We start from the raw sequence: 25,710 nt of genomic DNA, 5'->3' as shown, positions 1-25,710 counted from the left end.
ATGACCTCGCAACACGGGTACCGGCAACGGTGGGCAACCCTCCGTCGGACCCATGGGTCTCACTCCGCAATGGCGTGACATTCGATCAAGGGGGCAACATCATGCGACGAACAGCGGCTGCGGTAGCGGCGCTCGTTCTGGCGGGAACCGGGCTGGGGATGGTCGCCGCGGGCACCGCGACGGCGGCCGGCACCGGCGCCACGGCCTGTCCGACCGGCTGGGGCAGCGGTGACAAGGGCGGTGCCGCGGCGGGCGCCGTGCCGCTGAAGACCGTCAGGGCCGGCCGGCACGACTGCTTCGACCGCCTGGTCTTCGACGTGCCCGGCGGCGGCACCCTCGGCTACTCGGTGCGTTACGTCGACCGGCTCCACCAACTGGCCAGCGGGGACTACATCCCGGTCGGCGGCGGCGCCGTGCTCGACGTCCGGGTGGGCGCGCCCGCCTACGACCCCGCGAGCGGCACACCCGCGTACCCGGGGCGGGCCGGCCGGCCCCTTCCGGGCGTGGACGTCAGCGGGTACAGCACCTTCAGGGACACCCGGTTCTCCGCCAGTTTCGAGGGGGAGACGCAGATCGGTCTCGGCGTCCGCGCCCGCCTGCCGTTCCGGGTGATCCAGCTGCCCGACCAGCTCGTGGTGGACGTGGCGCACACCTGGTGACGGGCGCGCTTCCGGTGACGTGCTGCGCTCCTGGTGACGTGGCGCACTTCGGGTAAGGCTGCGGGCGGACGGACGACTGGCCCCCGCGCGGCCCGCCGCCCGGGACGGGCGGGCCGAGCGCCTCGCGGCGCCGGCGCGGGGTAGCCGGAACCTACCCTTCCGGCGGTCGGAAGGGAAGCCCCCGTGACAGCCCTTCGACAGTCCTGCGGCAGCTACGGGCAGTGCCCCCGCAGTCCTCCGGCGACCCCGGCCGCGCGACGGCGTGTTCCGGACGGCGGGCGGGGAACGGCCGTTGCCGTGGCGCTCATATCGGGTATGTCTCCCTGGTGCCGACAAAGCGGCATGTCCGGTCGACCTCGGCCCGGGAGGCACGATGAGTCAGCAGCCTGTCCTTCTTCCCTACTCCGACCCGGCCTTCCTGGCGGACCCCTTCCCGCTCTACCGGCGGCTGCGGGAGGAGGGCCCGGTCCGGCGCGCGATGATCGCCGGCGGCCTGGAGGCCTGGCTGATCACCCGCTACGAGGACGCACTCGCCGCTCTCTCCGACCCCAGGCTGAGCAGCGACGTCCGCGATGCCTCGGACCCTCGCCTCATCGCACAACTGCCCGACTTCGAGCGCGAGTCGATGATGAGCAGCATGCTGCGCGCCGACCCGCCGGACCACACCCGGCTGCGCCGGCTGGTCTCGAAGGCGTTCACCGCACGCCGCGTCGCCGGGCTGCGCCCCCGTATCCAGGAGATCACCGACCGGCTGCTCGACGCGGTGGCACCGGCCGGCCGGGCCGACCTCGTGACGGACTTCGCGCTGCCGCTGCCGGTCACCGTCATCGGCGAACTGCTCGGCGTGCCCGGCGACGACCGGCAGGACTTCCAGCGGTGGACCGACGCCATGCTCGTACGCGACGAGACCATGCCCGACCCGGCCGTCGTCAACGAGGCGTGGCAACGGATGCACGCCTATGTGACCAAGCACCTGGAGACCAAGCGCCCCCGGCCCGGCGACGACCTCCTCAGCGCGCTGATCAGCGCTCACGACGAGGACCAGCGGCTCAGCCAGGACGAGCTGATCGCCATGACCTTCCTGCTGCTGGTGGCCGGGTACGTCACGACGGTCAACCTGATCAGCGGGGGCCTCGCCGCGCTGCTCGCCCACCCCGGGCAGCTGTCGTCGCTGCGGGAGCGCCCGGAGCTGCTGCCCGACGCCGTCGAGGAGTTCCTCCGCTACGACGGACCGGTCAACCCGGGGATCGTCCGGTTCGCCCGCGAGGACGTCGAGATCGCGGGCGTGAGCCTTCCCCGCGGGGCCACCGTGGTGATCGCGTCAGCGATCGCCGACCGCGACCCGGCCCGGTTCACCGACCCCGACAGGCTGGACATCACCCGCGGTGACAGCGGCCACCTGGCCTTCGGGCACGGCATCCACTACTGCCTGGGGGCGCCGCTCGCCCGGCTGGAGGGCCAGATCGCCATCGGCACGGTGCTGCGCCGCCTTCCGGACCTGGCCCTGGCGGTGCCGCCGGCCGAGTTGACCTGGCGCCCCGGCGGCCTGCGCGGCCTGGCGCGGCTTCCGGTCACGTTCACGCCCGGCGGGCGGCGGCCCGGGGAGAGCTGACCCGACGTACGCCTCGTAGGTCTCGTACGCAGGGCGCCGGTGGCTCCGGCGGGCCGGAGTCACGGCCTTCGCCACCGTTCTCACCCCGCACCGGGACGCGCCTCCAGCGGCGGATTCCCGCACAAGACCGGTGACATTGCCGGTCCGGTCGTGCCGCGCGACGCCGACAGTGGCACTGCTCACCCCACTGGCGGAGCCCGTCGGCCGGCGCGCTCACGCGTGCCATCCGGGCCGGACGGGCGGCTCGCCACGACAGAGAGGACGACTCGTCGTGCAGCACCCGCGCACCAGCGCCACGGCACCGGCCCCCCGCCCCCGCTCCACCCGTCGTGCCGGACGGCTCGCGGCCCTCGCCGCGGCGGTCACCGCCGTCGTCGGCCTGACCACGCTCGGCGGGCCGGCGGCCCACGGCGCCGACAACCCCTACGAGCGCGGTCCGGCGCCCACCGAATCCAGCATCGAGGCGCTCCGCGGCCCGTACGCCGTCGCGGAGACCAGCGTCTCCCGGCTCGCCGTCACCGGCTTCGGCGGGGGCACCATCTACTACCCGACCAGCACCACCGACGGCACCTTCGGCGCGGTGGCCGTCTCACCCGGCTACACCGGCACCCAGTCCTCCATCGCCTGGCTCGGCCCCCGGCTGGCCTCCCAGGGGTTCGTGGTCTTCACCATCGACACCCTGACGACGCTGGACCAGCCCGACTCCCGGGGCAACCAGCTGCTCGCGGCGCTCGACTACCTCACCGGCAGCAGCTCCGTACGGAACCGCATCGACTCCAGCCGTCTCGGCGTCATGGGCCACTCGATGGGCGGCGGCGGCAGCCTGGAGGCGGCCAAGACCCGCCCCTCGCTCCAGGCGGCGATCCCGCTGACCCCGTGGAACCTCGACAAGACCTGGCCCGAGATCAAGACCCCCACCCTGATCTTCGGCGCCGACGGCGACACGATCGCCCCCGTCGCCACCCACGCCGAGCCCTTCTACGCCACCCTCCCCAGCTCCCTCGACCGGGCGTACCTGGAGCTGAACGCCGCGACCCACTTCACGCCCAACACCTCGAACACGACGATCGCGAAGTACAGCATCTCCTGGCTGAAGCGGTTCATCGACAACGACTCCCGCTACGAGCAGTTCCTCTGCCCGCTGCCCCGGCCGAGCCTGACCATCGAGGAGTACCGGGGCAACTGCCCGCACACCTCCTGACCGACCCTCCGGGCCCCCGGCGGCGACCGTTGCTCGTGGCGGTCGCCGCCGGCGCCGTGCCGTCCCGCCTCCGGCTTCCCGCACCCCGGCCACGGCGCCGCCGCAACGGACCGCAGGGGCCCGGACGTATGCCTTCCGCGCGTCCTTACGCGTCAGTAAGGTTTCGGGAATGAGCGGACAGACGACTCTGGGGGCCGGTGCGGCGCGGCACCGGCCGGATCCGGTCGCGACGCTGGGGGAGCGGCTGCGCGAGGGCGGCGCGTACGTCCTGACCGGTGAGCCCGGCAGCGGTCGCTCGACCGTCCTCGCCCGGGTCGCCCACGCGTTCGACGCCGGGCCCGCCGTGGTCGTACCCGCCCGCCCCGAGCCGTTCCGGCGGCCGCTGGACGGGCTGCGGGCGCTGTGCCGGGCGGCCGGGGTGCCCGAGGCCGGTGCCGCGGGTCCGGTGCGCGACCTGGCCGGCGCGCTGCGGGCGGCCGCGGCGTCCGGGACAGGTCCTGCTCTGTGTCGACGACGCCGACCGGTGGGACGCCGCCTCCCGGACCGCCCTCGGCCGGCTGGCCGCCCGGCTCTGCCCCGGCGGTGGGGTCGCCCTGGTGCTCACCGTGGCCGGATTCCGGCCCGTGGACCCGGAGTTCGCCGGTCTGCCGCTGCTCCGTCTCGCGCCGCTGTCCGCGCCGGAGGCCGCCGCCCTGCTGGACGAGGCCGCGCCGGGCGCGCTCGACCCCCGGGTACGCGAGGAGATCACCGCCGCCGCCGAAGGCAACCCCGCCCTGCTGCTCGGCGTACTGCACCGCCTGACTCCGGCCCAGCTCGGCGGCATCGCTCCGCTGCCGTGTCCCCTTGTCGCGGCCGAGATCCTCGCGGCGCCGGCGGACCGCCACCTCACCGGACTGCCGCCGGCCCAGCGGGACCTGCTGCTCGTGACCGCGGCGGCCGTTCAGGTCTCGGGCGAGCCCACCGCCGAGGCCGACGTCGTACGACGCGCGGTGGCCCGGCTCGCCGCCGCCCGGCCGTGCCCCGATCCCCTCGCGCCTCCACGCGGGTACGCACTGGTGCGTCCGGGCGCCGAGCGCGGCCCCCTGCCGGGCCGTGGCCTCCGGCCCGAGTCGAGGCCACGCCCTGACGGCGGGGCGCTGCCGGGCCGTGATCCCGATTCCCTGTCGGAGTCGCGCGCCCATGGCCGCGTTCCGCTTCCCGCCGCACACCCCGACGGGGGTCTCGTTCCCGGCCGTGGCACCGATCCCCACGGCATCGGCGACGACCGGCTCCCGCCGGGCGGCATCACGCTGCCGGAGGCGCTGTTCGCCGCCGAGGGGCGGCTGGGTTTCCGCAGTACGGTGCTGTGCCGGGCGGTGTACGCCGGCGCGTCGGCCGAGCGGCGCCGTGCGGCCCATGAAGCGCTGGCCGGCGCGCTGCCCGACGCACGCGGCCTGCCGGCGTTGCTGCACCGCTCCTGGGCCGTCACGGCCCCCGACCCGGCGCTCGCCGCCGCCCTCGCGTCCGATCTGGCGGACCCGGCGTCGGCGGCCACGCCCGCGCAGCGCTGTACGGCGTACACCCGCGCCGCCGAACTCGCCCCGGACGGCGTCGAGCGCGTCCGGTGGTACACGGCCGCCGCCGAACAGGCCCTGCTCGCCGGTCAGTCGGCCCGCGCGCTGCGACTGCTCGACACGGCCCGCTGCCGACCGGCTCCCGCGCCGGTACGCGCGCGTGCCGAACTGCTGCGCGGCACCGCGCTGCGCTGGGACGGCCCGGTCGACGACGCCCGCGAAACCCTGCTGCTCGCGGCGGCCCTGTCCGCTCCGCACGACCCCGAACGGTCCGCCGAAGCCGCCCTGGCCGCCGCGGACGCCGCCTGGTCGGCGGGCGACCTAGCCGCCTGCCTGCACGCCCTGACGCAGGGCCGCTGGTGGACCGGGGGCCACCGCGCGGGGAAGGCCGCCGGCACCGCTCTCACGGGCCGGTCACTCCCTGGAACCCCGCCCCCGACCGCTGACCGGGCCGTGACCGAGCGGATGCCCGGCGTCGGTCCCGTGGGCCGGCTTCGGCCCGTGTCCGCTGGTCCGGTCGGGGAGGAGTGGGGCCTTGGCGCGGCGGAGGCCGCCGGTTCCGTGGGCGAGGTTCCGCCCGTGTCCGCCGGTCCACCCGGGGACGAGCGAGGCCGCGGTATGGCGGAGCCCCCTGGCCCCCCGGACCAGGTACCGCCCATGCCCGTCGGTCCGTCCCGGAGTGAGTGGGGCCCCGGTATGGCGGAGGCCCCCGGCCACCTGGACCAGGCACCGCCCATGCCTGCCGGTCCACCCGGGCATGAGCAGGCCCCCGGCATGCCGGAGGCCCCCGGTCCCGGTCTCGTGGGTCAGGTGGGGCCCGGGAGCACACCCCTGGCCGCCGGTGCGTTCGCGGGCGGGCGGGGGCCCGGCGCCGTGGCGGCCCTGCGGGACCACCGCGCGGGCATGCGCGCGGTCCTGCAAGGGCGGTTCGACCTGGCCGCGGCCCCCCTGCGGCGGGTCGTGGACCGCGCGTGGACGGCGGACGACCCGGAGGAACTGCTCCGGGCGGCCTCGGCGGCCCTACTGCTCGGCGACACCGCCGCCGCCCGCCGGTCCGGCGCCCGGGCGCTCGCGGTGGCCCGTACCCACGGGTCCGCCCTGCACGAGACACGCGCCCTGGAGTACCTCGCCTACGGCGAACTGCGCGCCGGACGGCACGCGCTGGCCCGGGCACACGCCGAGGAGGGGCTGCGCAGCGCCTACCGTGCCGGGCTGCGCAACACGGCCGCCCACCACCACGCCGTACTCGCTCTGGCCGCCTCCATCGCCGGTGAGGCGCACACCGTCGCCGAGCACGCGACCGCGGCGATGAGCACCGCCCGCCGGCACGGGCTGGCCCAGGCCGCCGCGCTGGCCCAGTGGGCACTGGCCCGCGCCGACCTGGGGCACGGCCGGCCCCGCGAGGCCGCCGAACGGCTCGCGCCCCTGGTGCGGCCCGGCTCGGGGCACGGCCACTTCGCCGTCTGGATGCTCGCCGTACCGTGCTACGTGGAGGCCTGCGCGCTCGCCCGGCAGCCGGAGGGCGCCGGCGACGCGGTCGAGGACTTCGCGCTCTGGGCGGCGTGTGACGCCGACCCGCAGGCCCCCGCCCAACTGCTGCGCTGCCGCGCCCTGCTGGCACCGCCCGAGGCCGCCGACGCGCTGTACCGGCAGGCGCTGCGGCGGCACGCGGAGGGTGCCGGGGACTTCGAACGCGCCCGTACCGAACTGCTCTACGGCAAGTGGCTGCGCCGACGCCGCCGGCTGAGCGAGGCACGTACCCATCTGCGGGCCGCGCTGCTCGGTTTCGAGCGCTGCGGCGCCGGCCCGTGGGCCCAGCAGTCGGCGGCGGAACTCCGGGCGAACGGGGTGGCCGGGGTCACGGGGGCCGCCGGTGTGCCCGGCGCGGACGGACCGGCCGCGGGCGTGCCCGGGGACCCGGTCCGGCCGGACGGACTGGCGCGGCTGACCCCGCAGCAGTTGCGCATCGCCCGGGGCGTCGCACAGGGACTCACCAACCGGGAGGTGGCCCTCAGCCTGTCGGTCAGCACCCGCACCGTCGACTACCACCTGCGCAACGTCTTCGCCGCCCTCGGCGTCCGTTCCCGGATGGAGCTGGCCCGTCTGGTGGAGCAGGCCGGGCAGACCGTCGCACAGCCCTGAGCGCGCCGTGCGTCAGGTGTCCCGGCGCCGCCTCAGCACCGTGAGTCCCACCGCGTACGGCACGAGCACCGCGGTGAGCGGGAGGTAGGAGACGGGCGGCAGCAGCACCTCCAGCACGCCGGGCCCCGGACGCTCCTCGCAACGGGCTCCGTCGACCTGTCGGTTCCGGCCCGTCCGCGCGGTGGCGCCGGGAGCCGGGTCCGCCGCGTCCCGGCCGGAGGCCGCGGTGGCCTCACGCACGGGTTCCGCGCAGCCCGCGCGCCCGGCCGGAGCCGTACCGGGAGGGCCCGGTCAGATGCGTGACCATCACCCGCACGAGTGTGACCACGTCGGGGTCGTCGATGTAGTAGACCTGCCGCCGGCCCTCCCGGCGCGAGCCGACGAGTCCGGCCAGCTTCAGCTTGGTCAGGTGCTGGCTGACGGCGGGCAGCGCGCCGCCCACCCGGTCGGCGAGGCCGGTCACGTCGCTCTCGCCCTGGGACAGGGCCCACATCAGGTGCAGTCGGGCGGTCGAGGCGAGCAGCCCGAACGCGGCGGCCGCGGCCGCCAGCACCTCGGCGGGCGGGTCCTCCAGGCCGCCGGCGCGGTCCGTCACAGTTCTCCTGATCCTCTCCGATTCCGGCCCGTGGGCGACCGAACGCCCATGAGCCCGCCCATCGTAAGGGCCGGTCACCGGCCGTCGTACGCCGCCGGGTACCTGGTCATCGTGTGCCGCCGGGCTCCGGTCAGCGTGTGCTGCCACGGTCGCCCGCGCCCGGTCCGTCACCGTCCCGCGCGATCCCGGCGCTGCCCCAGGCGTGCCTCTTCGAGACGGCCGAGGAGGAAGGGCACCACCCCCCGCTCCAGCAGGGCCAGTTCCCAGGCCTGCCGGGCCCGGGCCACGGTGTCCGAGGGGACCGCCACCGCGCCGGAGCCGCGGGAGCGGTCGCCTGTCGCCGGCCGGGACCGCCGGACCAGGTGACCGAGCGCCACCCCGACGGCCGGCGCGACCAGCAGCAGGCAGACCGTGAGCACACCCTCACCGGCGCGGGGCAGAGCACCGGGGGACCACATGACGTACCCGGAGAGCAGCAGCACCAGTCCCCCCGAGGCCAGGACGAGCCTCGTGGACGTCGAGGAAGGCGGCCCGGCGGAACGGATCGGCAGCCCGGGCTCGCGGGACGGCGGCAGGGCGCCGTACGACGGCACCCCTGGATCGCAGGACGGCGGCGCGGGATCATGGAGGGCCCGTCGGCCCCTCCTCCGGCCCGAACTCGCGGTCACGGCCGCCAGGTAATCGCGGTACTCGATGTCGGCGAACGCGGCGATCGCGTTCATCGCCCCGAGCGCCCTCGTGCGCAGCTCCGCGCGGTCGACGAGGCTCCCGCACCGCTCCATCGCCTCCACGACCTGCCCGAGGCTTATGGCCTGGTCGAGTACGCGCTCGAACACACCGCCGAGTTCCAGCCCGGGCGGGGCACTGTCCGTCATCCATCCCCCAGGTCCGGAAGGTTCGCCGACAGTAGGTCAGCCACCCGTCGCAGCGCGGCGCGGCGAGGGGCGGCGCGTCTCATGGTCGCAAACTTGCGCAACCAACAGAACGGGTCGTGCGGCCGGTCGAGGGGGCGTGAAGAAGGGAAAACGTGCACAAGGGAGTAGGGGGAGGGGAGACCGGTGGCTCGGTCTCCCCTCCCCCTTCTCCCTTTCAGGGCACTCAGCTCAGGCGCAGGGCCTCGCGGAGGGTGGTGAACAGGTCGGTCTGGTTGGTGACGCCGAGCACCCGGTAGGCCAGCGGACCCTGTGCGGCGATGCGCACCTCGGTGCCGGTGTGCTCCTGGGACTGGCCCGGGGTGTTGGTCGAGTAATTGACCTTCAGCTGCTGGCCCTCGTTGGTCACCAGGGTGGCGGACAGGCCGGGCGGGGTGGCCTCCAGCGGGACGATCTGGCTGGTGTGGCCGTGGTCGGCGGTGGTGACGACGAGGGTGTCCGGGTGCTGGGCCGCGTAGGCGCGGGCGACCTTCACCGCCCGGTCGAAGGCGGCGGTCTCGCCGATCTGGCCGCAGGGGTCGGCGGCGTGGTCCTGCTTGTCGATGGAGGCGCCCTCGATCTGCAGGAAGAAGCCCTTCTTGGAGTGCTTCTGCCGCTGCTTGGCCTCCAGCAGCTGGATCGCCTTGGTGGCGGAGTCCGCCAGGCTCGGCGTGGTGGACGGCCGGTGGGGGTTGGAGGTGACGCAGCGCTGCGGGTCGGTGCCGCCGACGGCGGCCGGCTTGCCGGTCCACTCGACCGGCACGTTCCCGGAGGCGAACAGGCCGAGGACGGGCTTGCCCGGCTTCACGGCCTTCATCGAGGCGTTGTCGGTGACGATCCGATAGCCGAGCTTCTTCGCCTGCTCGGTGACGGTCAGACCCTTGTACCTGCCGTCGGTGACCTTCTGGTCGAAGCGCTGCTTGCCGCCGCCGAAGAGGACGTCCACCTTGTGGTTGACGGACTGCTCGGCGATCGAGCCCGGGCCGCCCGCCGCGATCGTGTCGGCGGGGCACTTGGCCATGTCGGCCGGGCCCTGGCAGGAGCGGTCGGTGACGTGGGAGGCGAGCACGGCCGGGGTGGCGTCGGTCAGCTCGGCCGTGGTGACGCTGCCGGTGGCGTAACCATTCTTCTGTGCCAGTTCCAGGATCGTGCGGACGGCTTTGTCGGTGCCCGGTGTCTTGGATATGCGTCCATTCACCGTCTTCGCCCCGGTCGCCCAGCCGCTGCCGCTGGCGGCGGAGTCGGTGACGTAGTCGGGGGTGCCGTCCTTGTGCACGGCGTACGTGGTGTACTCGCCCGTCAGCGGGAACTTGTCCATGTTCAGGCGGCCGTTGGCGCCGACGGTGTAGTCACGGGCGAGCGTGATCTCCGAGTCTCCCATGCCGTCACCGATCAGCAGGATGACGTTCTTCGCCTTGCCGCCCTTGATGGCGTCCTCGGCCTGCTGCTTGGTGTCGGTCGCGCCGGCACCGGTGGTGAAGGCGACGGCTGCGGCGGTGGTGGACGCCAGCAACGCGGTGGCGAGGGTGAGGTGACGGCGGGACGGTCTGTGCATGGAAGCGACTCCTTGGGGCATCCCGTCCGGGACGGACGGGCGTCAACGGGCGTCAGCCCATCACCCGTCGTTGAATCGCATGGAAACCCCTGGTGGGGCGTTGGTTTCGCACGCGTGTCCTCCGGACGGCCGTCGGTGCGCGGCCCCTGTAGGGCCACCGGTGCGCGGCACCCGCACAGCCGCAGGTGGTGAAGTGCGGGCCGAGGGGGAGCGCTGTTCCGGCGTCGCGGCTCAGGGCCGGGTGATGGCTTGCTCCAGCAGGCCCTGAAGGGTGCGTTGCTGCTGTGGGCTGAGGCCGGCCAGCGGTGAGTCCTGGGCGAGGAGCCCGAGGAGCCGGTCACGCAACGCCGTGCCCTCGGCGGTGAGCAGGAGCTGCTTGGCACGGCGGTCGGTGGGGTGCGGGCACCGCTCGACCAGGCCCTGCTTCTCCAGCTTGTCGACGACGAACGTGGCGTTGGAGGGCTCGCAGCTCATGCGCTCGGCCAGCTCGCGCATGGTCATCGGGCCGGTCATCTCGCGCAGCGCGGTCGCCTGGGCGGCGGTGAGGCCCAGGGCGGCGGCCCGCTCCCGTACGTGCTCGGCGATCTGCTGCGCCAGTCCGTTCACCAGACCGCACAGCTGTCGTTCGGCGCTGGTCTGCGGTTCCGGGGGCGTCGTCATGGGGCTCATCCTATCAAGTCCATCAAGTTCGGATATTTAGAGCTTGAATGTTTCTAGCTTGATGCTTATCGTGGTGTTGTGCCGACCGGGAGACATGACGGTCACCGGCACCGAGGTCCTGCGCCGCCGACCGGGGCCGGGGAGCGAAAAAGAGGGAGACGACGCACATGGTGGCCAACTCCGCACTCGTCCAGGACGACCGGCTGCGACGGCCCGCGGGAATCCGCTCGGTCCGGCTGGGCGACACGAAGGTGTCCTTCGTCCCGGACGGAGCCGTGCAGGGCAGGCCGCGCGCCTGGCTGCCGGACACCACCGAGGAGACCTGGACCGCGCATCCGGAGTATCTGGACGCCTCCGGGTATCTCGTGGCGAGCATCGGCGGCCTTCTGGTGGAACAGGGCGACCGCGCGCTGCTGATCGACCCCGGGTTCGGCCCCCGGTCCCTGCCGGCCGACCCGGACACTCCGAACGGCGCGCTGTACGGCGGCGCGCTGCTGGACAGCCTGGCCGAGCTGGGCCGTGGGCCCGAGGAGATCGAGGCCGTGGCCTTCAGCCACCTGCACCCGGACCACATCGGCTGGGCCGTCCACCCCGTCCCGGACACCGGCCGGCTCGCGTTCGCCCACGCCGACCACTTCGTACCGGCACCGGAATGGGCCACGCGTGACCTGCCGGAGGCGGCCGGCGGCCTCTCCGAGGAGATCGTGACGGCGCTGGCACCGCGCGTGCGCACGGTGACCGACGGACAGGAGATCTTCCCCGGTGTGCGGGTCCGGATCACCGCCGGCCACACGGCCGGGCACGCGGAGTACGTCATCACCGGCGGCGGAAGCCGCCTCATAGCCTTCGGCGACTCCCTGCACTCGCCGATCCAGGTGGACCACCCCGAATGGTCCTCTGTCCACGACCAGGATCCCGTCCGGGCCGCCGACCACCGCCGGCGTCTCGTCGCCGAGCTGGCGGAGCCCGGCACGATCGGCTTCGGCGTCCACTTCGCCGACGTGGTGTTCGGCCGGGTCCGGCGGGGTGGCGACGGCCCGGCGTGGCAGCCTCTGGAGGCCTGAGACGCCGGGCACGGACAGGGCGGGGCGCACTGGCGGGGCGGAGGCGTACGAGCAAGGGCGGGGGTGCATGCCCGGGGCGTGGGCGCACCGCGCACGGGAGCGGGTGGTCGGCGAGGGTGCTCCGCAAAGGTGCGGGGGTTCCGGCTGGTCGCGACTCGTGCCACCCGTACGACGACGCACCGCGATCCGCCGCCCGACCCGAACTCCCGCGCGCCGTCCCGGATGCGGCCTCGGTGCCCGCCACCATGGACCCGGCCGTGCCGCCCGCCCACCGTGGCGGTGCGCCGGGGACGGCCGCTCGGCGAGCCGGTGAGGAGAGCGATGACGACGGATCACGGCCGGGTCGGCCGCCGGGACCTGCTGCGGGCGTCCGCCGCCGGGCTGACGGCGGTCGCGGTCCCGGCAGCAACCCCGGCCATGGCCGCGTCCGCCGCCGCAGAGCGGCGCACTCTGCTTTACCGCGAGGTGACCGGGGGATCGGTGACCTCTTCCCGTGATGGGTCCGTGCTGATCGCCGAGGTGCAAGGCGTCCTGTGGCGGGTGCCGCCGGAGGGCGGGGAGGCGGTGCGGATCACCGACTGGGACCTGGAGGCGACCCGCCCGGTCCTGTCCCCCGACGGCGGACGGCTGGCGGTGGGCGGCTACCGGGGCGGCGGCTTCCATCTGTGGACGCTGCGCGCCGACGGCAGCGGGCTGCGCCAGGTCACCGACGGACCCTGGGACGACCGGGGCGTGGCCTGGTCGCCCGGCGGCAGCCGGCTGGTCTTCGCCTCCGAGCGCGGCGGCGACCCGGTGACCGGTGCCTCGTTCGGACTGTGGACGACGGACGCGGACGGCGGCGGGGCCGAGCGGCTGACCGGCGGCGCCTACGAGGACAGCGACCCGGTCTGGTGGCCGGACGGACACTCGGTGGTGTGCGTCCGCGCCGCCCACACACCCGACGGCGGCAGCGACGGCGGCCTGGCACTGGTCCGCGTACCCGCCGGGGGAGGTCCCGCGCAGGTGCTCCGCAGGGTGGGGGAGGGCCGGCTGCTGTGCCCGTCGGTGTCCCCCTCGGGCCGGATCGCCTGCCTGCACCTGTCCGGCACCACGGGCTCCCCGTCCCTGCCGGCCGCGCGGGCCACGCTCCTGGTGGACGGGCGGGCGGTGACCGAGGGCGAGGACCTGGCGGCGGCACCGCCGTGCTGGCTCGGCGACGACCGGCTCCTGTACGTAGCCGACGGCCGGCTCCGCCTCCGTACCCTCGGCACACCCGGCTCGGTGCGGGACATCCCGTTCACCGCCCGGATGCCGGTGCCGCGACCCCGGCGGCGTCCCAGGGCGCTCTCCCTGGAGGCGGTGGGACCGGTGCGCGGCATCCATCTGCCCGCCCTCGCGCCCGACGGCGGCAGCGTGGCCTTCGTGGCGCTGAACGCCCTGTGGGTGCTGCCCGTCGGCGGGACGCCCCGCAAGGTCCTCCAGGCCGCCGCCGTCCACCATGTGCAGATGCCCGCCTGGGCGCCGGACGGGCGGAGCCTGCTGTACTGCACCGATCGGGACGGGCTGACGGCCGTACGCCGGCTCCACCTGGACAGCGGGCACGACGAGCCGGTCACCGGACCGGGCCGGCTGTACCCGGCGGCGTCCCCGGACGGCACCCGCCTCGCCTGCCAGGACACCCGGGGCAACCTGCTGCTGCGCGATCTGGCCACCGGCGCGGAGCGGGTGCTGGCCCGGCCGCTGGCCGCCGACGGCCCGCCCGGCGCCCCGACCTGGTCACCGGACGGGCGGTACGTGGCGTTCTGCGACCGTAACCGGCTCAACCACCGCTTCCGCGAGGGCTACCACCTCATCCGGGTCCTCGACACCCGCACCGGCACCGAGAGGCGTCATCTGCCCGCCGCGCACCAGTCCCTGTCCGACCGTGCCGCCGCCGGCCCCGTGTGGTCGCCCGACGGCCGCTGGATGGCGCTGGTCGCGGAGTCGGTGCTCTGGCTGCTGCCCGTCACCGGTGACGGCACCCCGACCGGTCCCGCCCGCCGGCTCACCGGCGAACCGGCCGACCACCCCACCTGGGCACGCGAGACGAACACCTTGCTCTACCTCTCCTCGGGCCGGCTCCGTCTCCTGGACCCGGCCCGGTCCGGGCCCCGTACGCTGTCCGTGCCGCTCACCCACCGTCCGGCCGGCGATCGGGGGCGACTGCGCGTCCACGCCGGGCAGTTGTGGGACGGCACCGGCACCGCCCCGCGCCGGGACATCGACATCCTCACCGACGGCCGCCGGATCACCGCGGTCGAACCCCACCGCCCGCGCCGCCCGGGGCACCGCACCGTGGACGCCTCGCGGCACAGCGTTCTGCCCGGCCTGTTCGACAGCCACACCCACCCCTACAGCGCCACCTACGGCGCCCGGCACAGCCTCACCGCACTCGCCTACGGCATCACCACCATGGCCTGCATGGGCGCGTCCCTGTACGAGGCGGTCCGGCTGCGTGAGTCCCTCGCCTCCGGGCACAGCACCGGCCCGCGCCTGCTGGCCTGCGCCGAACTCATCGACGGTGCCCGCACCGCGTACGCCATGGGCCGCGCCCACCGCACCGCCGCCGGTGTGCGGCGCACCCTGGAGCGGGCCACCGCCCTGAAGGTCGACTTCGTCAAGACCTATGTCCGCGCTTCCGGGCAGGTCATGGCGCAGGCGGCCGACGCCGCCCACCGGCTCGGGGTGCCTTGTGGCAGCCACCTGTGTGCACCGGGCCGGGCCGCCGGACAGGACCTCACCACCCACCTTCAGGCCACCCAGCGCCTGCCCTACGGCCACGCCACCACCCCCACCGGCCACATCCACCAGGACCTCGTCCAGCAGTACGCCGACGGCCGCTTCGCCCTGATCGCCACCCCGTTCACCGCGCAGGCCCTGCTGGGCGCCGACCCCGCCCTGGCCGACGACCCCCGGGTGCTCACCCTCATGCCGCCCTGGGACGTCACCACCGTCCGTGAACGCGCCCGCACACCGCCCACCGACGAGCAACGGCGGGCCCTCGCCACCGAGATGGCCGCCTACCGCCGCCTCGCCGCCGAGGGCGCCCTGCTCGCGGTGGGCACGGACGCGCCCCTGGTCCCGGCCGGCCTCTCGCTCCATCTGGCCCTGCGCGCCCTGCACACCCACGGCTTCAGCCCGGCCCAAGCCCTGCTGTGCGCCACCGCCGCCCCCGCGCGGCTGTTCGGCGTCGAGGACGACCTGGGCACCGTCGAGCCGGGAAAGATCGCGGACCTGACCGTCGTCGACGGCGACCCCTTCACCGACTTCGGCAGTCTCCCGCGCACCCCGCTGGTCCTCCGGGACGGCGTCGCCCACTACCAGAGCGACCTCGTGGACGCGGTCCGGGGCACGGTCACGACGCCCGCTTGAGGACCACCGTGCGCATGCCCCCCGGCCCGCCGTGCTCGTGCGCCACCCGCAGCCCGGCGCCGCGGAACCGCTCCAGCACCCAGGCGTGGGAGAGCCGCAGCTTGCGGTAACTGTGGGCGTTCAAGGACCAGTCGCCGCTCGCGGGGTCGCGGGTGTGGATCAGATCGTGCACGACCACCGTGTAGGCGTCGAAGTCGTCCGGGTACTCCAGAAAACAGGTCATGATCCGGTCCTCGGTGGAGCGGACCGGCAGGAAGCGGTCCGTGCCGGTGAGCGGGACCGTCAGATCGCGGTAGGCGAACACGGCCGTTCCCCCGGGCGCGAGCGCGGCGGCGACATCGGCGCACAGCGCGGCCACGGCACCCCGTGTCGGCAGATGGGTCAGGGTGTCGCCCAGGCACACGACGGCCCCCACCGAGCCGGGGCGGACCAGTTCCGGCAGGGCGGTGCGCACGTCCGCCCGCACCGGGCGCACCTCCGGGGTGCCGGTGGCGTGCGCGGCCAGCTCGTCCAGGAGCGGTTCGCTCAGGTCGACGGCGAACACCGGATCGAAGCCGAGGCCGGCCAGGGCGAGACTGGTGTGCCCCGGACCGCAGCCCAGGTCCACGGCAGTGGTCCCGGCCGGGCCGGGCACCACGCCCCACTCCAGTAGATGGGTGCGCTGGGCAGCGGCCAGCGCGCCGAGATCACCTCCCAGCATCCAGGTGTAGTGCTCGGCGAGAAACCGGTCGTAGTGATCGACGGCGGTCGTCATGGGGCGGTCAGGGCTCCCTTCGGATCCGGTGGGTGAAGGGAAACCTAGAGCGTGATACGGCTGTTCCGGGCGCCCGCCGAACCCTATTCGGGGCACGGGGAAAAATGGCGGCCATGGACTCCATTGATTCGGCGATCCTCGGCCATCTGCAGCGCGATGCACGGCTCACCAACCGGGAGTTGGCCCGCAAGGTCGGCATCGCCCCGTCCACCTGTCTGGAGCGGGTCCGGTCGCTGCGGGCCCGCGGGGTGATCACCGGCTATCACGCGGCCGTGCAGCCACGCCTGCTGGGCCGTTCGCTCCAGGCCCTGGTCTTCGCCCGGCTGCGCCCGCTGAGCCGGGACGTGATCTCCGGCTTCGAGGCGTATCTCGCCGAACTGCCGGAGGTGGTCTCGGTGTTCGTGGTCTCCGGCGACGACGACTTCGTGGTGCACGTGGCGGTGCCGGACATCGAGCGGCTGCACGCCTTCCTCATGGACCGCTTCAGCGCCCGCCGGGAGGTGGTGAGCTTTCGCAGCTCGGTGATCTACCAGCAGACGAGCAGCCGTGTCATGAGCCCCCTGGACGGCACCGAACACAGTGCGGGAGGCGACGGGCGCGGCTGACGTCACGTCACTTGCCGGGAGCCTCCCTGTGACCGGCACCCTCCCCGTGACCGTCAGTTCCCTGTGAACCGTCGCCCCTCCGGTCGAGTCAGTCCTCGGCGCCCAGCGTCCGGGCCGCGAACTCCGCCAGCCGTGACCGCATCTCCTCGCGGGACAGGCCGCTTCCGTCGGCCAGGTGGGCGACCAGGTCGGCCCGGGTGGCGGCGAGCAGGGCGTGGGCGGTGAAATCGGCGTCGGCGCCGCCCGGCACCCGCTCCAGCAGTTCCTTCAGCAGGGCGTGCCATCGCGCGTAGTGGTCCGTGCGGTACGGGCTGGCGTCCCCGGTCTGTTCCAGGGCCAGCGCGAGGTGGCGGTTGTCGAGCTTGAAGCACAGCACGGCGTCGAGCAGGGCGAGCACCCGCCGGCGTGGCGGGCTCCCGGGGCCGAGCGGCGGCGGGCCCTCCTCCACGCTCGCGCGGACCGGTTCGAGCCGTGCCTCGTACAGTGCCCGGAGCAGCCCGGTGCGGTCGCCGAAGGCGCGGAAGAGCGTCCCCTTGCCGACGCCGGCCGCCGCCGCGATGTCGGCCATGGTGACGTCGTCCGGGTGCTCGCACCGGGCGAACAGCGTGTCGGCGGCGGCGAGGACGGCCGCGCGGTTGCGGGCGGCGTCCTTGCGCGGTCTGCGGTCGGCCATGGGCCCCTCCTCTGTTGCAATCCGGACCGGCGGTCCGTATCTTCAGTGAAGCGGACCGACGGTCCGTATCGTACTGGAACGGAGACAACCATGCCCGTGACCACCCATGCCACCGCCTCCCCGGCCGATCTGTACCGCCACAGCCTGCGCCTGCTCCTGGACAAGGACATTCCCGGCTGGATCGGGCTGTGGGCCGAGGACGGCGTGATGGAGTTCCCCTTCGCCCCGCCCGGCCGGCCCGCCCGGCTGACCGGCCGCGACGCCATCGCGGCCTACATGCGCCACTACCCCGACCACATCGACCTGCACGACTTCCCCGAGGTGCGGATCCACCAGACCACCGAGCCGGACACCATCGTCGTCGAGATGCGCGGCGTGGGGCGGATCGTGGAGAGCGGCGACCCCTACGACATGACCTACATCGCCGTCGTCTCCGTCCGGGACGGCCGGTTCACCTCCTACCGGGACTACTGGAACCCCCTCGCCGTCCAGGCACCCGGTCTCGACTTCAACCGGGGTGACGCCCGATGACGGCCTCCGGCACCATCCTGGTCATCGGCGCCACCGGCACCACCGGCGGCCGGACCGCCGCGCGGCTGACCGCCGCCGGACACCGCGTGCGGGCCGCCGGCCGCCGGGCCACCCCGGTGCCGGGCGCGCAGCCGGTCCGCTTCGACTGGTACGACCCCGGCACCTTCGACGGCGCCCTCGACGGAGCCGACCGCGTCTACCTCGTCCCACCCCTGGGCGACCCGGACCCGGCCGAGGTCATGCTGCCCTTCCTCCGGCGGGCCGGGGCCGCCGGCGTGCGCCGCGCCGTGCTGCTCAGCTCCTCGGCCATCCCCGCGGGCGGACGGGGCGTGGGGGCCGTGCACCGGGCCCTGCCCGAGCTGTTCGACCAGTGGGCCGTACTGCGCCCCTCCTGGTTCATGCAGAACTTCACCGGCGCCCACATGCACGCCCGGAGCATCCGTGAGCACGGAGTGATCCACACCGCCGCCGGGAGCGGCCGGGTCGGGTTCGTCGACGCCGACGACATCGCCGCCGTCGCCGTCCACGCCCTGACCGACGACCGCGCACCCGACACCGACCTCGTCCTCACCGGCCCGCAGGCGCTCGGCTACGACGACATCGCCGCCATCGTCACCGAGGTCACCGGCCGTCCCGTGACCCACCGGCCGCTGACGTACGAGGAGATGCGGGACCGGCTGGCCGGACAACTGCCCAGGGAATTCGCCGAGATGCTGGCCGGCATGGACCGTGCCATCGCCGAGGGCGCCGAGGACCGCACCACGGACACCGTCCAGCGCCTCACCGGTCGCCCGCCGCACAGCTTCCGGGAGGTCGCGGAACGCGAGCTGACCCCGGGAGGATGAGCGGGGACGCGCGCGAAAGGGCCGGACGGCCCTGTTCCCCGGTCCCGGAAGGGACCAGGATCGGCGAGGAGAACCACGTATGTGACAGGGAGTTACCATGGCGGAGCGCGCGCAGACCGGACCCGGCAACCCGATCCGGGTCTTCCTCCTCGACGACCACGAGGTGGTCCGGCGCGGTGTGCGCGACCTGCTGGACGACGAGCCGGACATCACGGTGGCCGGCGAGGCGTCCACCGTCGCACAGGCCCTGGCGCGCGTCCCCGCCCTGCGCCCCGACGTGGCCGTCCTCGATGTCCGGCTGCCGGACGGCGACGGGGTGACCGTCTGCCGGGAACTGCGCTCGCACCTGCCGGAGCTGGCCTGCCTGATGCTGACCTCGTTCGACGACGAGGAGGCGCTGCTGGACTCGATCATGGCGGGCGCGTCCGGGTACGTCCTCAAGCAGATCCGGGGCTCGGCCCTGGTCTCCGCCGTGCGCACGGTGGCCGGCGGGCAGTCGCTGCTGGACCCCAGTGCCACCACCCGGCTCCTGAGCAGACTGCGGGACGGGCGGGAGGAGGAGGCCGGGCCGGACGCCCTGCCCGGACTGACCGAGCGGGAGCGGGAGATCCTGGACCTCATCGGGGAGGGGCTCACCAACCGGCAGATCGGCCGGAGGCTGTTCCTGGCCGAGAAGACGGTGAAGAACCACATCTCGCGCCTGCTCGCCAAGCTCGGGGTCGAACGCCGTGTCCAGGCGGCCGTCATCGCCACCCAGGTCCGGAGCCGCCCGCGCGCCGACGGCCACCGGTCATAGGCCGACGGCTCGCGGCCCCGGGCGGTGCCCGGCCGGTCACATCCCCGACAGCCGGCGGCCGGTGACCAAGTCCGGCGCGATGCGTACGAACACCCCGTCCCGCAGGGGCATCCAGGAGTCCGGGCCGCACCGCGCGAGGCGTTCCCGCTCGGCCGGGTCCGTCACCAGGTCGGCCCGGCCGGTGACGACCACACTCCAGCCGCTGCGGGCCGCCGCGTCGAACTCGTCGGCCTCGAAGGCGACCACGGCACCGTCGACCGCGCGCACCAGGTCCGAGTCCGCCGACGTCCGCAGTACAACCGAGGAGTCCGCGTCCAGACGGAAGTTGACCGGCAGCACGGCCGGCAGCGCCCGCCTGGTGTACACGATCCGGCCGACCCGCACCCGGCCCAGCAGGCGCAGGCAGGCCTGTCTGCCGAGCGCGTGGAAGTCGACGTCATGAAGCACCAGGCCATCGTGGACGCGGGCGACCGCAAGGGGTAGGGCCGATAGGCCCTGCCCGCGCGTCCGGAAACCGCTGCCGCCGGCGTACCGCCCGACCCCGTGCGACACCCGCCCGGCCCCGGCCGCTACGGTGATCCCGGACGAGGCGGCCGCGCGGGGCGAGAGTTCGGGAGGAACGGCGGTGGAGGGCTCCGAGGGCACTGGCGCGGCACACGTCGTACGGCTGCCGCAGCTGAGACTGGACGAGCTGCTGGAGGAGTTGCAGGCCCGCCTGGACGCCGCCCGCGGCACCCAGAACAAGGTGCACACCCTGCTGGAGGCCGTGGTCTCCGTCGGCCGCGAGCTGGACCTGGAGCAGGTGCTGCGCGGCATCGTGGAGGCGGCGGCGGTCCTGGCCGAAGCCGAGTACGCGGCGCTCGGCGTGATCGGCACCGGCGGCACACGGCTCTCGGCGTTCATCACCTACGGCGTCGACGCGGCGGACATCGCCCGCATCGGCCCCTACCCGGAGGGCCACGGCATCCTCGGCGAACTGATCCGCCACCCGGAGCCGCTGCGGCTCGACAAACTCTCCGAGCACCCGGCGTCCTACGGCTTCCCGCCCAACCACCCGCCGATGAACACCTTCCTCGGCGTACCCATCCGCGCCCGCGACCGCGTCTTCGGCAACCTCTACCTCACCGAGAAGCGCGGCGGGCTGCGGTTCGACGAGGACGACGAGTCGCTGGTGTCCGCGCTGGCCGTGGCGGCGGGCGTGGCGATCGACAACGCCCGGCTGTACGAGGAGTCCCGGCTGCGGGAGCGCTGGCTCGCGGCCACCGCGGAGGTCAGCAGCAGCCTGATGTCCGGCGCGGACCAGCCCGAGGCGCTGGCGCTGATCGCCGAGCGGGCGCGGGACATCAGCGGCTCGGCGCTCGCCGCCGTGGCGACCCCCGTCCAGGACGCCGACGCGCTCGCGGTGGAGCTGGCCATCGGCCGGCAGGCCGACGCCCACCGCGGCCTCGTGCTGCCCGTGGAGGGCACCCTCACCGGCCGGGCCTTCGCCCTGGGCGCCCCCGTGACCAGCCCGGACGTGGCACGCGACGAGCGGGTCACGGCGGGTCCGCCACGGTTCGCCGGACTGGGGCCGGCCGTCGCCGTCCCGATCGGCCGGGAGGACCGGGTCCGGGGCGTGGTCCTGCTGGCCCGCGAGACGGGCGCGGGGGACTTCTCCGACAAGGAGACGGAACTGCTGCGGGGATTCGCTGCGCAGGCCGCCGTCGCCATGGAACTCGCCGAGCGCCGCCGGGACGCCGAGCAGATCGCACTGCTGGAGGACCGTGACCGGATCGCCCGGGACCTGCACGACCTGGCCATCCAGCGACTGTTCGCGACGGGCATGACGCTGCAGAGCGCGGACCGGTTCATCCAGCACCCCCAGGCCGCCGAGCGGGTGCGGCGGGCCGTGGACGACCTCGACGAGACCATCAAGATCATCAGGTCGGCCATCTTCGGCCTGCGCGCCGACGACCGCGACGAGACACCCGGGCTGCGCGCCCGCGCGGTACGCGTGGCCGGCGAGGCGACACCGGTGCTGGGATTCGCGCCCAGCGTCCGGATGGAGGGCCTGCTCGACACCCATGTGCCCAGGGAGACCGCCGACCACGTCGTGGCCGTCCTGTCCGAGTCCCTCGCCAACATCGCCCGGCACGCCCACGCCGACCGTGCCGACGTGGCCCTGGAGACCGACGGCACCGAGGTACGGCTCACGGTCACCGACAACGGCGTCGGCATCCCGCCCGACGGCCGTCGCAGCGGCCTGCGCAACATGGCGGAACGCGCCCGGAGCCTCGGCGGGAACCTGGAACTCGGCTGCCCGGAGGGCGGGGGAACCCGGCTGGTCTGGCACGCGCCCCTGCGGGAGTAGCGCCCCGGCCGTGTGCGACCGGTGCCCGGTGCCGGACGGCGGCCGCCGTCCGGGGTCGCCCGAGCGGAGCAGCGCGGGGCCCGAACGGCCGTAGCCCGCCGGGGCCGGAGGCCGTTTGGCCGGGCCCGGCCCGCCGGCATCGGTCATGGTGGACGTACGGGGCGACGGTCCGCAGCCCGAGGAATGAGGAACCATGGCCGAAGAGAGACCACCGGGACGGCTGCCGCAGGGCGACCTCGGGCGCCGCATCGAACAGCGCCGCAGGGAACTGGGCCTCACCGTGGAGGAACTGGCGTTCCGCGCGGCCATGGCCCCGGCCTACATCGAACACCTGGAGAAGCACAGCACCGCCGCACCGGAAGCCGGTACGCTGCTGCGGCTCGCCGGGGCCCTGCGCACCAGTGTCACGGAACTCGGCGGCGGACACGTCGACCTGCCGGCCGGCCTCGGGCAGGCCGCCCGGGCACCCCGCTTCACCGAGCTGGGCGAGGAGGACTGCCGCCGGTTGCTGTCGACGCACGGTGTGGGCAGGATCGCGGTGTCCACCGAGGCCGCCCCGGTCGTCGTCCCGGTCAACTACAGCGTCATCGACGACGCCATCGTCTTCAGGACGCAGGCCGGGACGGTCTCCCTCCAGGGGCTCGACCGGGAGGTGGCCTTCGAGGTCGACCGCGTGGACGACGCGCTCAGCCAGGGGTGGAGTGTCGTCGCGCACGGCACCGCCGAACAGGTGACCGACCCCGACGCCGTACGCCGTCTCTCCGAGCGTGCCTACAGCGCGCCCTGGGCCGGCGGGGAACGCGACGTGTGGGTGCGGATCGTGATGAGCGCGCTGACCGGCCGCCGCATCGACACCTGGTAGCCGACGGCCCCCGGTCCGGATCAGCCCGGATCAGCGGGGCCGCTCCTGGTCCTCCCGGACGACGACGACCGGGCAGGCCGCGTGCTGGGCGCAGCGCAGGCTCACCGAGCCCAGGATCGCGCGGGCGAAGCCGCCCCGCCCCCGGCGGCCCACGACGAGGATCTCCGCCCCCTCCGAGGCCGCGATCAGCACGTCCGAGGGGTCGCCCTCCACCAGGATCTCGCGCATACCGGGGGGCCGCTTGTCCGGGAAGACCGCGCGCAATTCCTCCGCGAACCGCTCCTGCGCCTGCTCCAGGTCGAACTCGGGGTCGATCGCGGGCCCCGTCCAGCCGATGGCCGACGGGGTGTCCCAGGCGCACACGGCCTCCACGAAACCGCCGACCATCTCCGCGTACCGCGCCGCCCAGCGCAGCGCCGCGTACGACGTCGGGGAGCCGTCCACGCCCGCGACCACGCGGGCCTTCGGTTCAGGGGGTTGCATGGCCACCTCACCAGCAGTCGTTGTCGGTACTCTCCACGCTGCCCGGGACGACGGAACTGTGCCAGCCGGGAAGTCACCCCGGCCGCGTGGGGCGAGGACGGTGAGTGAGTACTCTCCTCCCGGCGCCGCGGGGTCAGACCAGGCTTCCGCTGCCGTAGGGGGCGTACAGGTCGAGCAGCCGGACGCGGCAGGCGAGCAGCCGCTCGACGAGCACCCGGCCCACCCAGCCCGCGATCGCCCGGCCGAACTCCGGGTCCTCGGCGCACATGGCCCGGACCGTCCCGCCGTCGAACTCCCACGCGCGCACCGGACTGATCGCCTCGGCGCCCAGGTGCCAGAGGTACGGCGGGTGGTACCAGGACCAGCCGACCAGCTCGCCGTGCCCCAGGGAGGCGACGACGGCGGGACGCCGGCCGGGCACGCGGAGGTCGAGGGCGACCGTGCCGGTGCGGACGATCCACAGCCGGTCGGCACGCCGGCCCTCCTCGAACAGCCGGGTCCCGGCGTCGAAGGACACCTCACTGGCGGTCCGCATCAGCCGTGCGCGGTGCTCGGCGGGGAGTGCCGCGTTCATGGTGGTGGCGGAGGTCATCACACCGGCTCCCTTCGTGTGGTCTGCCCCCAGCCTGGGCCGCTTCCGCCCCCACCACCACGGGCCGGCCGGCCCGCCCGCCAGGGCCCTTCGGCCCCCGTGCACACCCCTGCGGACCACGGCGCGCTCTCCTGCGGGCGGTCCTCAGCGGCCGTCGGTCCGGGCGCGGGCCTGGTAGAGGTCGCGCAGCAGGGCGATCTCGGCCCCGTGGTGCAGCAGCTCCTGGTTGACCCACCACACGACGTCGAGGAACGGCTCTTCGGGATCGCTGCCGTGCGGATAGGCGCAGTACCCGACCGTGTCGAGCGCGGTGTCGTCGGCGCTGAGCAGTGCTTTCCGCCAGGCATCGGCGCCGCTGCCGAAGGCGGCTGTCGCGGTCGCCGCGTCCCCGCTGACCCGGTAGTCGTCCCGGGTGAGCCGCCGGCCGCCGACGGTGTGGTCGGCGCGCAGGGTCAGCATCTCGCCGAGGTGGCTCAGGCGCCACGCGATGGTGGTGAAGGGCGGCGGCCAGGGGTGCGGGTAGGCGGCGGCGTCGCGCCCCCAGTCACCCGCGCCCGCCAGGGACGTGGCGCGCGGCCCCGGCCCGTCCTCACGCCGCCGTACCGACCAGCAGCCCGGCACCGGCTCCCAGAAGTACTCGTCGTCCGTCAACGGACCGACCGGGGTGTCCGCCCCGTCGCCGCTGTCCACGACGGGCCCTGTCATACGGTCGGCGAGACGCCGGTACGCGAAGTCGAACTGCTCCAGCAGTGGCAGCAGGCGGGACGGCACCGTCATGGCGGGCTCCTGTGTCGGACCGGTTCGGTACGGTCCGCCAGACTGGCACAGCCGCGGCCGGAGCCGCGCCCGGTTTTCCGCGCGGCCCCACCAGGTGACGTCCCCCCTGCCGCACCTACTGCGGGGCGCGCCGACATGCCTCGAAGGCGATCACCGCGGGGACGTACTCCCGCCGCAACTGGGCGTAACAGGACCGGATGGCCTCCTCGGTGCCCGCGGCTCCGGTGAGACAGGCCCGTTCGACCACCTCGGGGTTGGCTTGGGGGTGCTGCTCCAGCACCGTGTAGAAGCAGGACTGCGGGGATGCGTGGGCGGCCGGGGCGGCGGCGACGGCGCCGCCGAGAGCGAGAACGAGACCGCTGAGGGCAGCAGCGAGACGCATGGGAACCACGGTTCCTTTCGAGCCGGCGTGACCCAGGATGGTCACGTTGCGTAGTTGATCCAGTGGGGAGAGTGCCCATGCGTGTTCACGGTGATGCGGCGAGGAGCGGGGCGCGAAGGGCGGAGAACCGGCGCGCGGGGAGCGCGGACGGGGGCGGGCCGCACGGCCCGCCGTCCGCGCTCGGAGGGACGAGGACGCGCACGGCATGCCCCTGCGTGACCCGCGTCCATGGCGGACGATGGGCCCAAGGCCACGTCCTCCCACCGTCCCACCGGAGAGAACCCCATGAAAATCCACCTGACCAACGTCTTCGTCGACGACCAGGACAAGGCCCTGCGCTTCTACACCGAGGTGCTGGGCTTCGTGAAGAAACACGACGTTCCGCTGGGCGAGGACCGCTGGCTGACCGTGGTCTCGCCGGAAGACCCCCACGGCACCGAACTGCTGCTGGAGCCCTCCGGCCATCCGGCGGTGCGGCCGTACAAGACCGCGCTGGTCCAGGACGGCATCCCGGCCGCCTCGTTCGCCGTGGACGACGTACGGGCCGAGTTCGACCGGCTGCGCCGGCTGGGCGTGCGGTTCACCCAGGAGCCGCTGGAGACGGGCACGGTCACCACCGCCGTCCTGGACGACACCTGCGGGAACCTGATCCAGCTCGTCCACACCACATGAGCGCCCCGGGGCGCCGGGCCCGGCAGGGCGGACCACCGCAGGGTGA

25 protein-coding genes are annotated in these 25,710 nt (G+C 74.4%); 13 read left to right on the top strand and 12 right to left on the bottom strand.

Annotated features, from left to right (window positions below):
- Positions 1-101 precede the first annotated feature (101 nt).
- The 4 genes from HB370_RS03310 (at position 102) to HB370_RS03295 (ending at position 7,167) form a co-directional block, all read left to right on the top strand.
- Positions 102-659, top strand: a complete 558-nt coding sequence (locus tag HB370_RS03310; RefSeq protein ID WP_030776168.1) for a hypothetical protein — start codon at positions 102-104, stop codon at positions 657-659.
- Between the two features lie 373 nt (positions 660-1,032).
- Complete coding sequence (locus HB370_RS03305) at positions 1,033-2,271, top strand: cytochrome P450 (RefSeq protein ID WP_030776170.1); 1,239 nt, start codon at positions 1,033-1,035, stop codon at positions 2,269-2,271.
- Between the two features lie 271 nt (positions 2,272-2,542).
- Positions 2,543-3,472 (top strand): dienelactone hydrolase family protein, encoded by a 930-nt coding sequence (locus HB370_RS03300; protein WP_030776172.1) that lies wholly within the window; start codon positions 2,543-2,545, stop codon positions 3,470-3,472.
- Between the two features lie 431 nt (positions 3,473-3,903).
- Positions 3,904-7,167 carry a helix-turn-helix transcriptional regulator gene (locus HB370_RS03295; RefSeq protein ID WP_244405391.1) on the top strand — a complete coding sequence of 1,088 codons (3,264 nt, stop codon included), beginning with the start codon at positions 3,904-3,906 and terminating at the stop codon, positions 7,165-7,167.
- Between the two features lie 12 nt (positions 7,168-7,179).
- Here the strand turns inward: HB370_RS03295 and HB370_RS03290 are convergent, their stop codons facing one another.
- The 5 genes from HB370_RS03290 to HB370_RS03270 all read right to left on the bottom strand — a co-directional run bounded on the left by HB370_RS03290 (position 7,180) and on the right by HB370_RS03270 (position 10,888).
- Positions 7,180-7,407 (bottom strand): hypothetical protein, encoded by a 228-nt coding sequence (locus HB370_RS03290; protein ID WP_030776178.1) that lies wholly within the window; start codon positions 7,405-7,407, stop codon positions 7,180-7,182.
- Complete coding sequence (locus HB370_RS03285) at positions 7,400-7,762, bottom strand: metalloregulator ArsR/SmtB family transcription factor (RefSeq protein ID WP_030776182.1); 363 nt, start codon at positions 7,760-7,762, stop codon at positions 7,400-7,402. The genes HB370_RS03290 and HB370_RS03285 overlap by 8 nt, the downstream gene beginning before the upstream one ends.
- A gap of 167 nt (positions 7,763-7,929) precedes the next feature.
- A complete protein-coding gene (locus HB370_RS03280) occupies positions 7,930-8,637 on the bottom strand; it encodes a hypothetical protein (protein ID WP_030776184.1) in 708 nt (235 codons plus the stop codon).
- 223 nt (positions 8,638-8,860) lie between these two features.
- Positions 8,861-10,228 (bottom strand): alkaline phosphatase, encoded by a 1,368-nt coding sequence (locus tag HB370_RS03275; protein ID WP_030776187.1) that lies wholly within the window; start codon positions 10,226-10,228, stop codon positions 8,861-8,863.
- Between the two features lie 231 nt (positions 10,229-10,459).
- A complete protein-coding gene (locus HB370_RS03270) occupies positions 10,460-10,888 on the bottom strand; it encodes a MarR family transcriptional regulator (protein WP_030776190.1) in 429 nt (142 codons plus the stop codon).
- Between the two features lie 167 nt (positions 10,889-11,055).
- Between HB370_RS03270 and HB370_RS03265 the strand changes: the two genes are divergently transcribed.
- A complete protein-coding gene (locus HB370_RS03265) occupies positions 11,056-11,952 on the top strand; it encodes an MBL fold metallo-hydrolase (protein ID WP_030776193.1) in 897 nt (298 codons plus the stop codon).
- 321 nt (positions 11,953-12,273) lie between these two features.
- On the top strand, positions 12,274-15,342 hold the full coding sequence (locus HB370_RS03260) for an amidohydrolase family protein (protein WP_030776196.1): 3,069 nt from the start codon (positions 12,274-12,276) through the stop codon (positions 15,340-15,342).
- Here the strand turns inward: HB370_RS03260 and HB370_RS03255 are convergent.
- Positions 15,326-16,096: a class I SAM-dependent methyltransferase gene (locus HB370_RS03255; RefSeq protein ID WP_030776198.1), complete on the bottom strand. Its 771-nt coding sequence runs from the start codon at positions 16,094-16,096 to the stop codon at positions 15,326-15,328. The genes HB370_RS03260 and HB370_RS03255 overlap by 17 nt on opposite strands.
- A gap of 113 nt (positions 16,097-16,209) precedes the next feature.
- Here HB370_RS03255 and HB370_RS03250 point away from each other — a divergent pair, with 113 nt between their 5' ends.
- Complete coding sequence (locus HB370_RS03250; protein ID WP_051815251.1) at positions 16,210-16,701, top strand: Lrp/AsnC family transcriptional regulator; 492 nt, start codon at positions 16,210-16,212, stop codon at positions 16,699-16,701.
- A gap of 88 nt (positions 16,702-16,789) precedes the next feature.
- On the opposite strand, the gene HB370_RS03245 is transcribed toward HB370_RS03250, so the two are convergent.
- The gene (locus tag HB370_RS03245) at positions 16,790-17,374 is read right to left on the bottom strand and encodes a TetR/AcrR family transcriptional regulator (RefSeq protein ID WP_030776204.1); all 585 of its coding nucleotides are present in this window, start codon (positions 17,372-17,374) and stop codon (positions 16,790-16,792) included.
- Positions 17,375-17,464: 90 nt separating this feature from the next.
- Here HB370_RS03245 and HB370_RS03240 point away from each other — a divergent pair, with 90 nt between their 5' ends.
- The 3 genes from HB370_RS03240 to HB370_RS03230 all read left to right on the top strand — a co-directional run bounded on the left by HB370_RS03240 (position 17,465) and on the right by HB370_RS03230 (position 19,546).
- The gene (locus HB370_RS03240; RefSeq protein ID WP_030776206.1) at positions 17,465-17,905 is read left to right on the top strand and encodes a nuclear transport factor 2 family protein; all 441 of its coding nucleotides are present in this window, start codon (positions 17,465-17,467) and stop codon (positions 17,903-17,905) included.
- Positions 17,902-18,750, top strand: coding sequence for an NAD(P)H-binding protein (locus tag HB370_RS03235; RefSeq protein WP_030776208.1), 849 nt, complete (start codon positions 17,902-17,904; stop codon positions 18,748-18,750). The genes HB370_RS03240 and HB370_RS03235 overlap by 4 nt, the downstream gene beginning before the upstream one ends.
- A 97-nt stretch (positions 18,751-18,847) precedes the next feature.
- Entirely contained in the window at positions 18,848-19,546 is a 699-nt protein-coding gene (locus tag HB370_RS03230; RefSeq protein WP_030776212.1) for a response regulator transcription factor, read from the top strand.
- 36 nt (positions 19,547-19,582) lie between these two features.
- Here HB370_RS03230 and HB370_RS03225 read toward each other — a convergent pair whose 3' ends face one another.
- Positions 19,583-19,993 carry a pyridoxamine 5'-phosphate oxidase family protein gene (locus HB370_RS03225; RefSeq protein WP_030776215.1) on the bottom strand — a complete coding sequence of 137 codons (411 nt, stop codon included), beginning with the start codon at positions 19,991-19,993 and terminating at the stop codon, positions 19,583-19,585.
- Positions 19,994-20,171: 178 nt separating this feature from the next.
- On the opposite strand from HB370_RS03225, the gene HB370_RS03220 reads away from it, so the two are divergent.
- Positions 20,172-21,896: a GAF domain-containing sensor histidine kinase gene (locus HB370_RS03220; RefSeq protein WP_030776218.1), complete on the top strand. Its 1,725-nt coding sequence runs from the start codon at positions 20,172-20,174 to the stop codon at positions 21,894-21,896.
- Positions 21,897-22,089: 193 nt separating this feature from the next.
- The gene (locus tag HB370_RS03215; protein WP_030776221.1) at positions 22,090-22,758 is read left to right on the top strand and encodes a pyridoxamine 5'-phosphate oxidase family protein; all 669 of its coding nucleotides are present in this window, start codon (positions 22,090-22,092) and stop codon (positions 22,756-22,758) included.
- 30 nt (positions 22,759-22,788) lie between these two features.
- On the opposite strand, the gene HB370_RS03210 is transcribed toward HB370_RS03215, so the two are convergent.
- From HB370_RS03210 to HB370_RS03195, 4 genes are all read right to left on the bottom strand, one after another.
- The gene (locus HB370_RS03210; RefSeq protein WP_030776223.1) at positions 22,789-23,241 is read right to left on the bottom strand and encodes a universal stress protein; all 453 of its coding nucleotides are present in this window, start codon (positions 23,239-23,241) and stop codon (positions 22,789-22,791) included.
- Positions 23,242-23,374: 133 nt separating this feature from the next.
- The gene (locus HB370_RS03205; protein ID WP_030776224.1) at positions 23,375-23,833 is read right to left on the bottom strand and encodes a cyclic nucleotide-binding domain-containing protein; all 459 of its coding nucleotides are present in this window, start codon (positions 23,831-23,833) and stop codon (positions 23,375-23,377) included.
- 144 nt (positions 23,834-23,977) lie between these two features.
- On the bottom strand, positions 23,978-24,610 hold the full coding sequence (locus HB370_RS03200) for a DinB family protein (protein ID WP_030776226.1): 633 nt from the start codon (positions 24,608-24,610) through the stop codon (positions 23,978-23,980).
- A gap of 115 nt (positions 24,611-24,725) precedes the next feature.
- Positions 24,726-24,992, bottom strand: a complete 267-nt coding sequence (locus HB370_RS03195) for a hypothetical protein (RefSeq protein WP_030776232.1) — start codon at positions 24,990-24,992, stop codon at positions 24,726-24,728.
- Positions 24,993-25,277: 285 nt separating this feature from the next.
- Here HB370_RS03195 and HB370_RS03190 point away from each other — a divergent pair, with 285 nt between their 5' ends.
- Positions 25,278-25,664, top strand: a complete 387-nt coding sequence (locus HB370_RS03190; RefSeq protein ID WP_030776234.1) for a VOC family protein — start codon at positions 25,278-25,280, stop codon at positions 25,662-25,664.
- Positions 25,665-25,710: the final 46 nt, after the last annotated feature.

Origin of the sequence: Streptomyces sp. DSM 40868, from assembly GCF_011820545.1 — a bacterium.
Lineage (GTDB): Bacteria > Actinomycetota > Actinomycetes > Streptomycetales > Streptomycetaceae > Streptomyces > Streptomyces eurythermus.
Note: the sequence above shows the minus strand (reverse complement) of the source record. Positions and strands in the feature narration are given on the sequence as shown.

Bases quoted from the DNA above. Each gene is read 5' to 3' on its own strand.
- HB370_RS03215 (WP_030776221.1), top strand. From the start codon at position 22,090: ATGGCCGAAGAGAGACCACCGGGACGGCTGCCGCAGGGCGACCTCGGG.
- HB370_RS03250 (WP_051815251.1), top strand. From the start codon at position 16,210: ATGGACTCCATTGATTCGGCGATCCTCGGCCATCTGCAGCGCGATGCA.
- HB370_RS03280 (WP_030776184.1), bottom strand. From the start codon at position 8,637: ATGACGGACAGTGCCCCGCCCGGGCTGGAACTCGGCGGTGTGTTCGAG.
- HB370_RS03200 (WP_030776226.1), bottom strand. From the start codon at position 24,610: ATGACGGTGCCGTCCCGCCTGCTGCCACTGCTGGAGCAGTTCGACTTC.
- HB370_RS03255 (WP_030776198.1), bottom strand. From the start codon at position 16,096: ATGACGACCGCCGTCGATCACTACGACCGGTTTCTCGCCGAGCACTAC.
- HB370_RS03190 (WP_030776234.1), top strand. From the start codon at position 25,278: ATGAAAATCCACCTGACCAACGTCTTCGTCGACGACCAGGACAAGGCC.
- HB370_RS03230 (WP_030776212.1), top strand. From the start codon at position 18,848: ATGGCGGAGCGCGCGCAGACCGGACCCGGCAACCCGATCCGGGTCTTC.
- HB370_RS03270 (WP_030776190.1), bottom strand. From the start codon at position 10,888: ATGACGACGCCCCCGGAACCGCAGACCAGCGCCGAACGACAGCTGTGC.
- HB370_RS03260 (WP_030776196.1), top strand. From the start codon at position 12,274: ATGACGACGGATCACGGCCGGGTCGGCCGCCGGGACCTGCTGCGGGCG.
- HB370_RS03195 (WP_030776232.1), bottom strand. From the start codon at position 24,992: ATGCGTCTCGCTGCTGCCCTCAGCGGTCTCGTTCTCGCTCTCGGCGGC.
- HB370_RS03265 (WP_030776193.1), top strand. From the start codon at position 11,056: ATGGTGGCCAACTCCGCACTCGTCCAGGACGACCGGCTGCGACGGCCC.
- HB370_RS03205 (WP_030776224.1), bottom strand. From the start codon at position 23,833: ATGACCTCCGCCACCACCATGAACGCGGCACTCCCCGCCGAGCACCGC.
- HB370_RS03240 (WP_030776206.1), top strand. From the start codon at position 17,465: ATGCCCGTGACCACCCATGCCACCGCCTCCCCGGCCGATCTGTACCGC.
- HB370_RS03245 (WP_030776204.1), bottom strand. From the start codon at position 17,374: ATGGCCGACCGCAGACCGCGCAAGGACGCCGCCCGCAACCGCGCGGCC.
- HB370_RS03210 (WP_030776223.1), bottom strand. From the start codon at position 23,241: ATGCAACCCCCTGAACCGAAGGCCCGCGTGGTCGCGGGCGTGGACGGC.
- HB370_RS03310 (WP_030776168.1), top strand. From the start codon at position 102: ATGCGACGAACAGCGGCTGCGGTAGCGGCGCTCGTTCTGGCGGGAACC.
- HB370_RS03235 (WP_030776208.1), top strand. From the start codon at position 17,902: ATGACGGCCTCCGGCACCATCCTGGTCATCGGCGCCACCGGCACCACC.
- HB370_RS03275 (WP_030776187.1), bottom strand. From the start codon at position 10,228: ATGCACAGACCGTCCCGCCGTCACCTCACCCTCGCCACCGCGTTGCTG.
- HB370_RS03305 (WP_030776170.1), top strand. From the start codon at position 1,033: ATGAGTCAGCAGCCTGTCCTTCTTCCCTACTCCGACCCGGCCTTCCTG.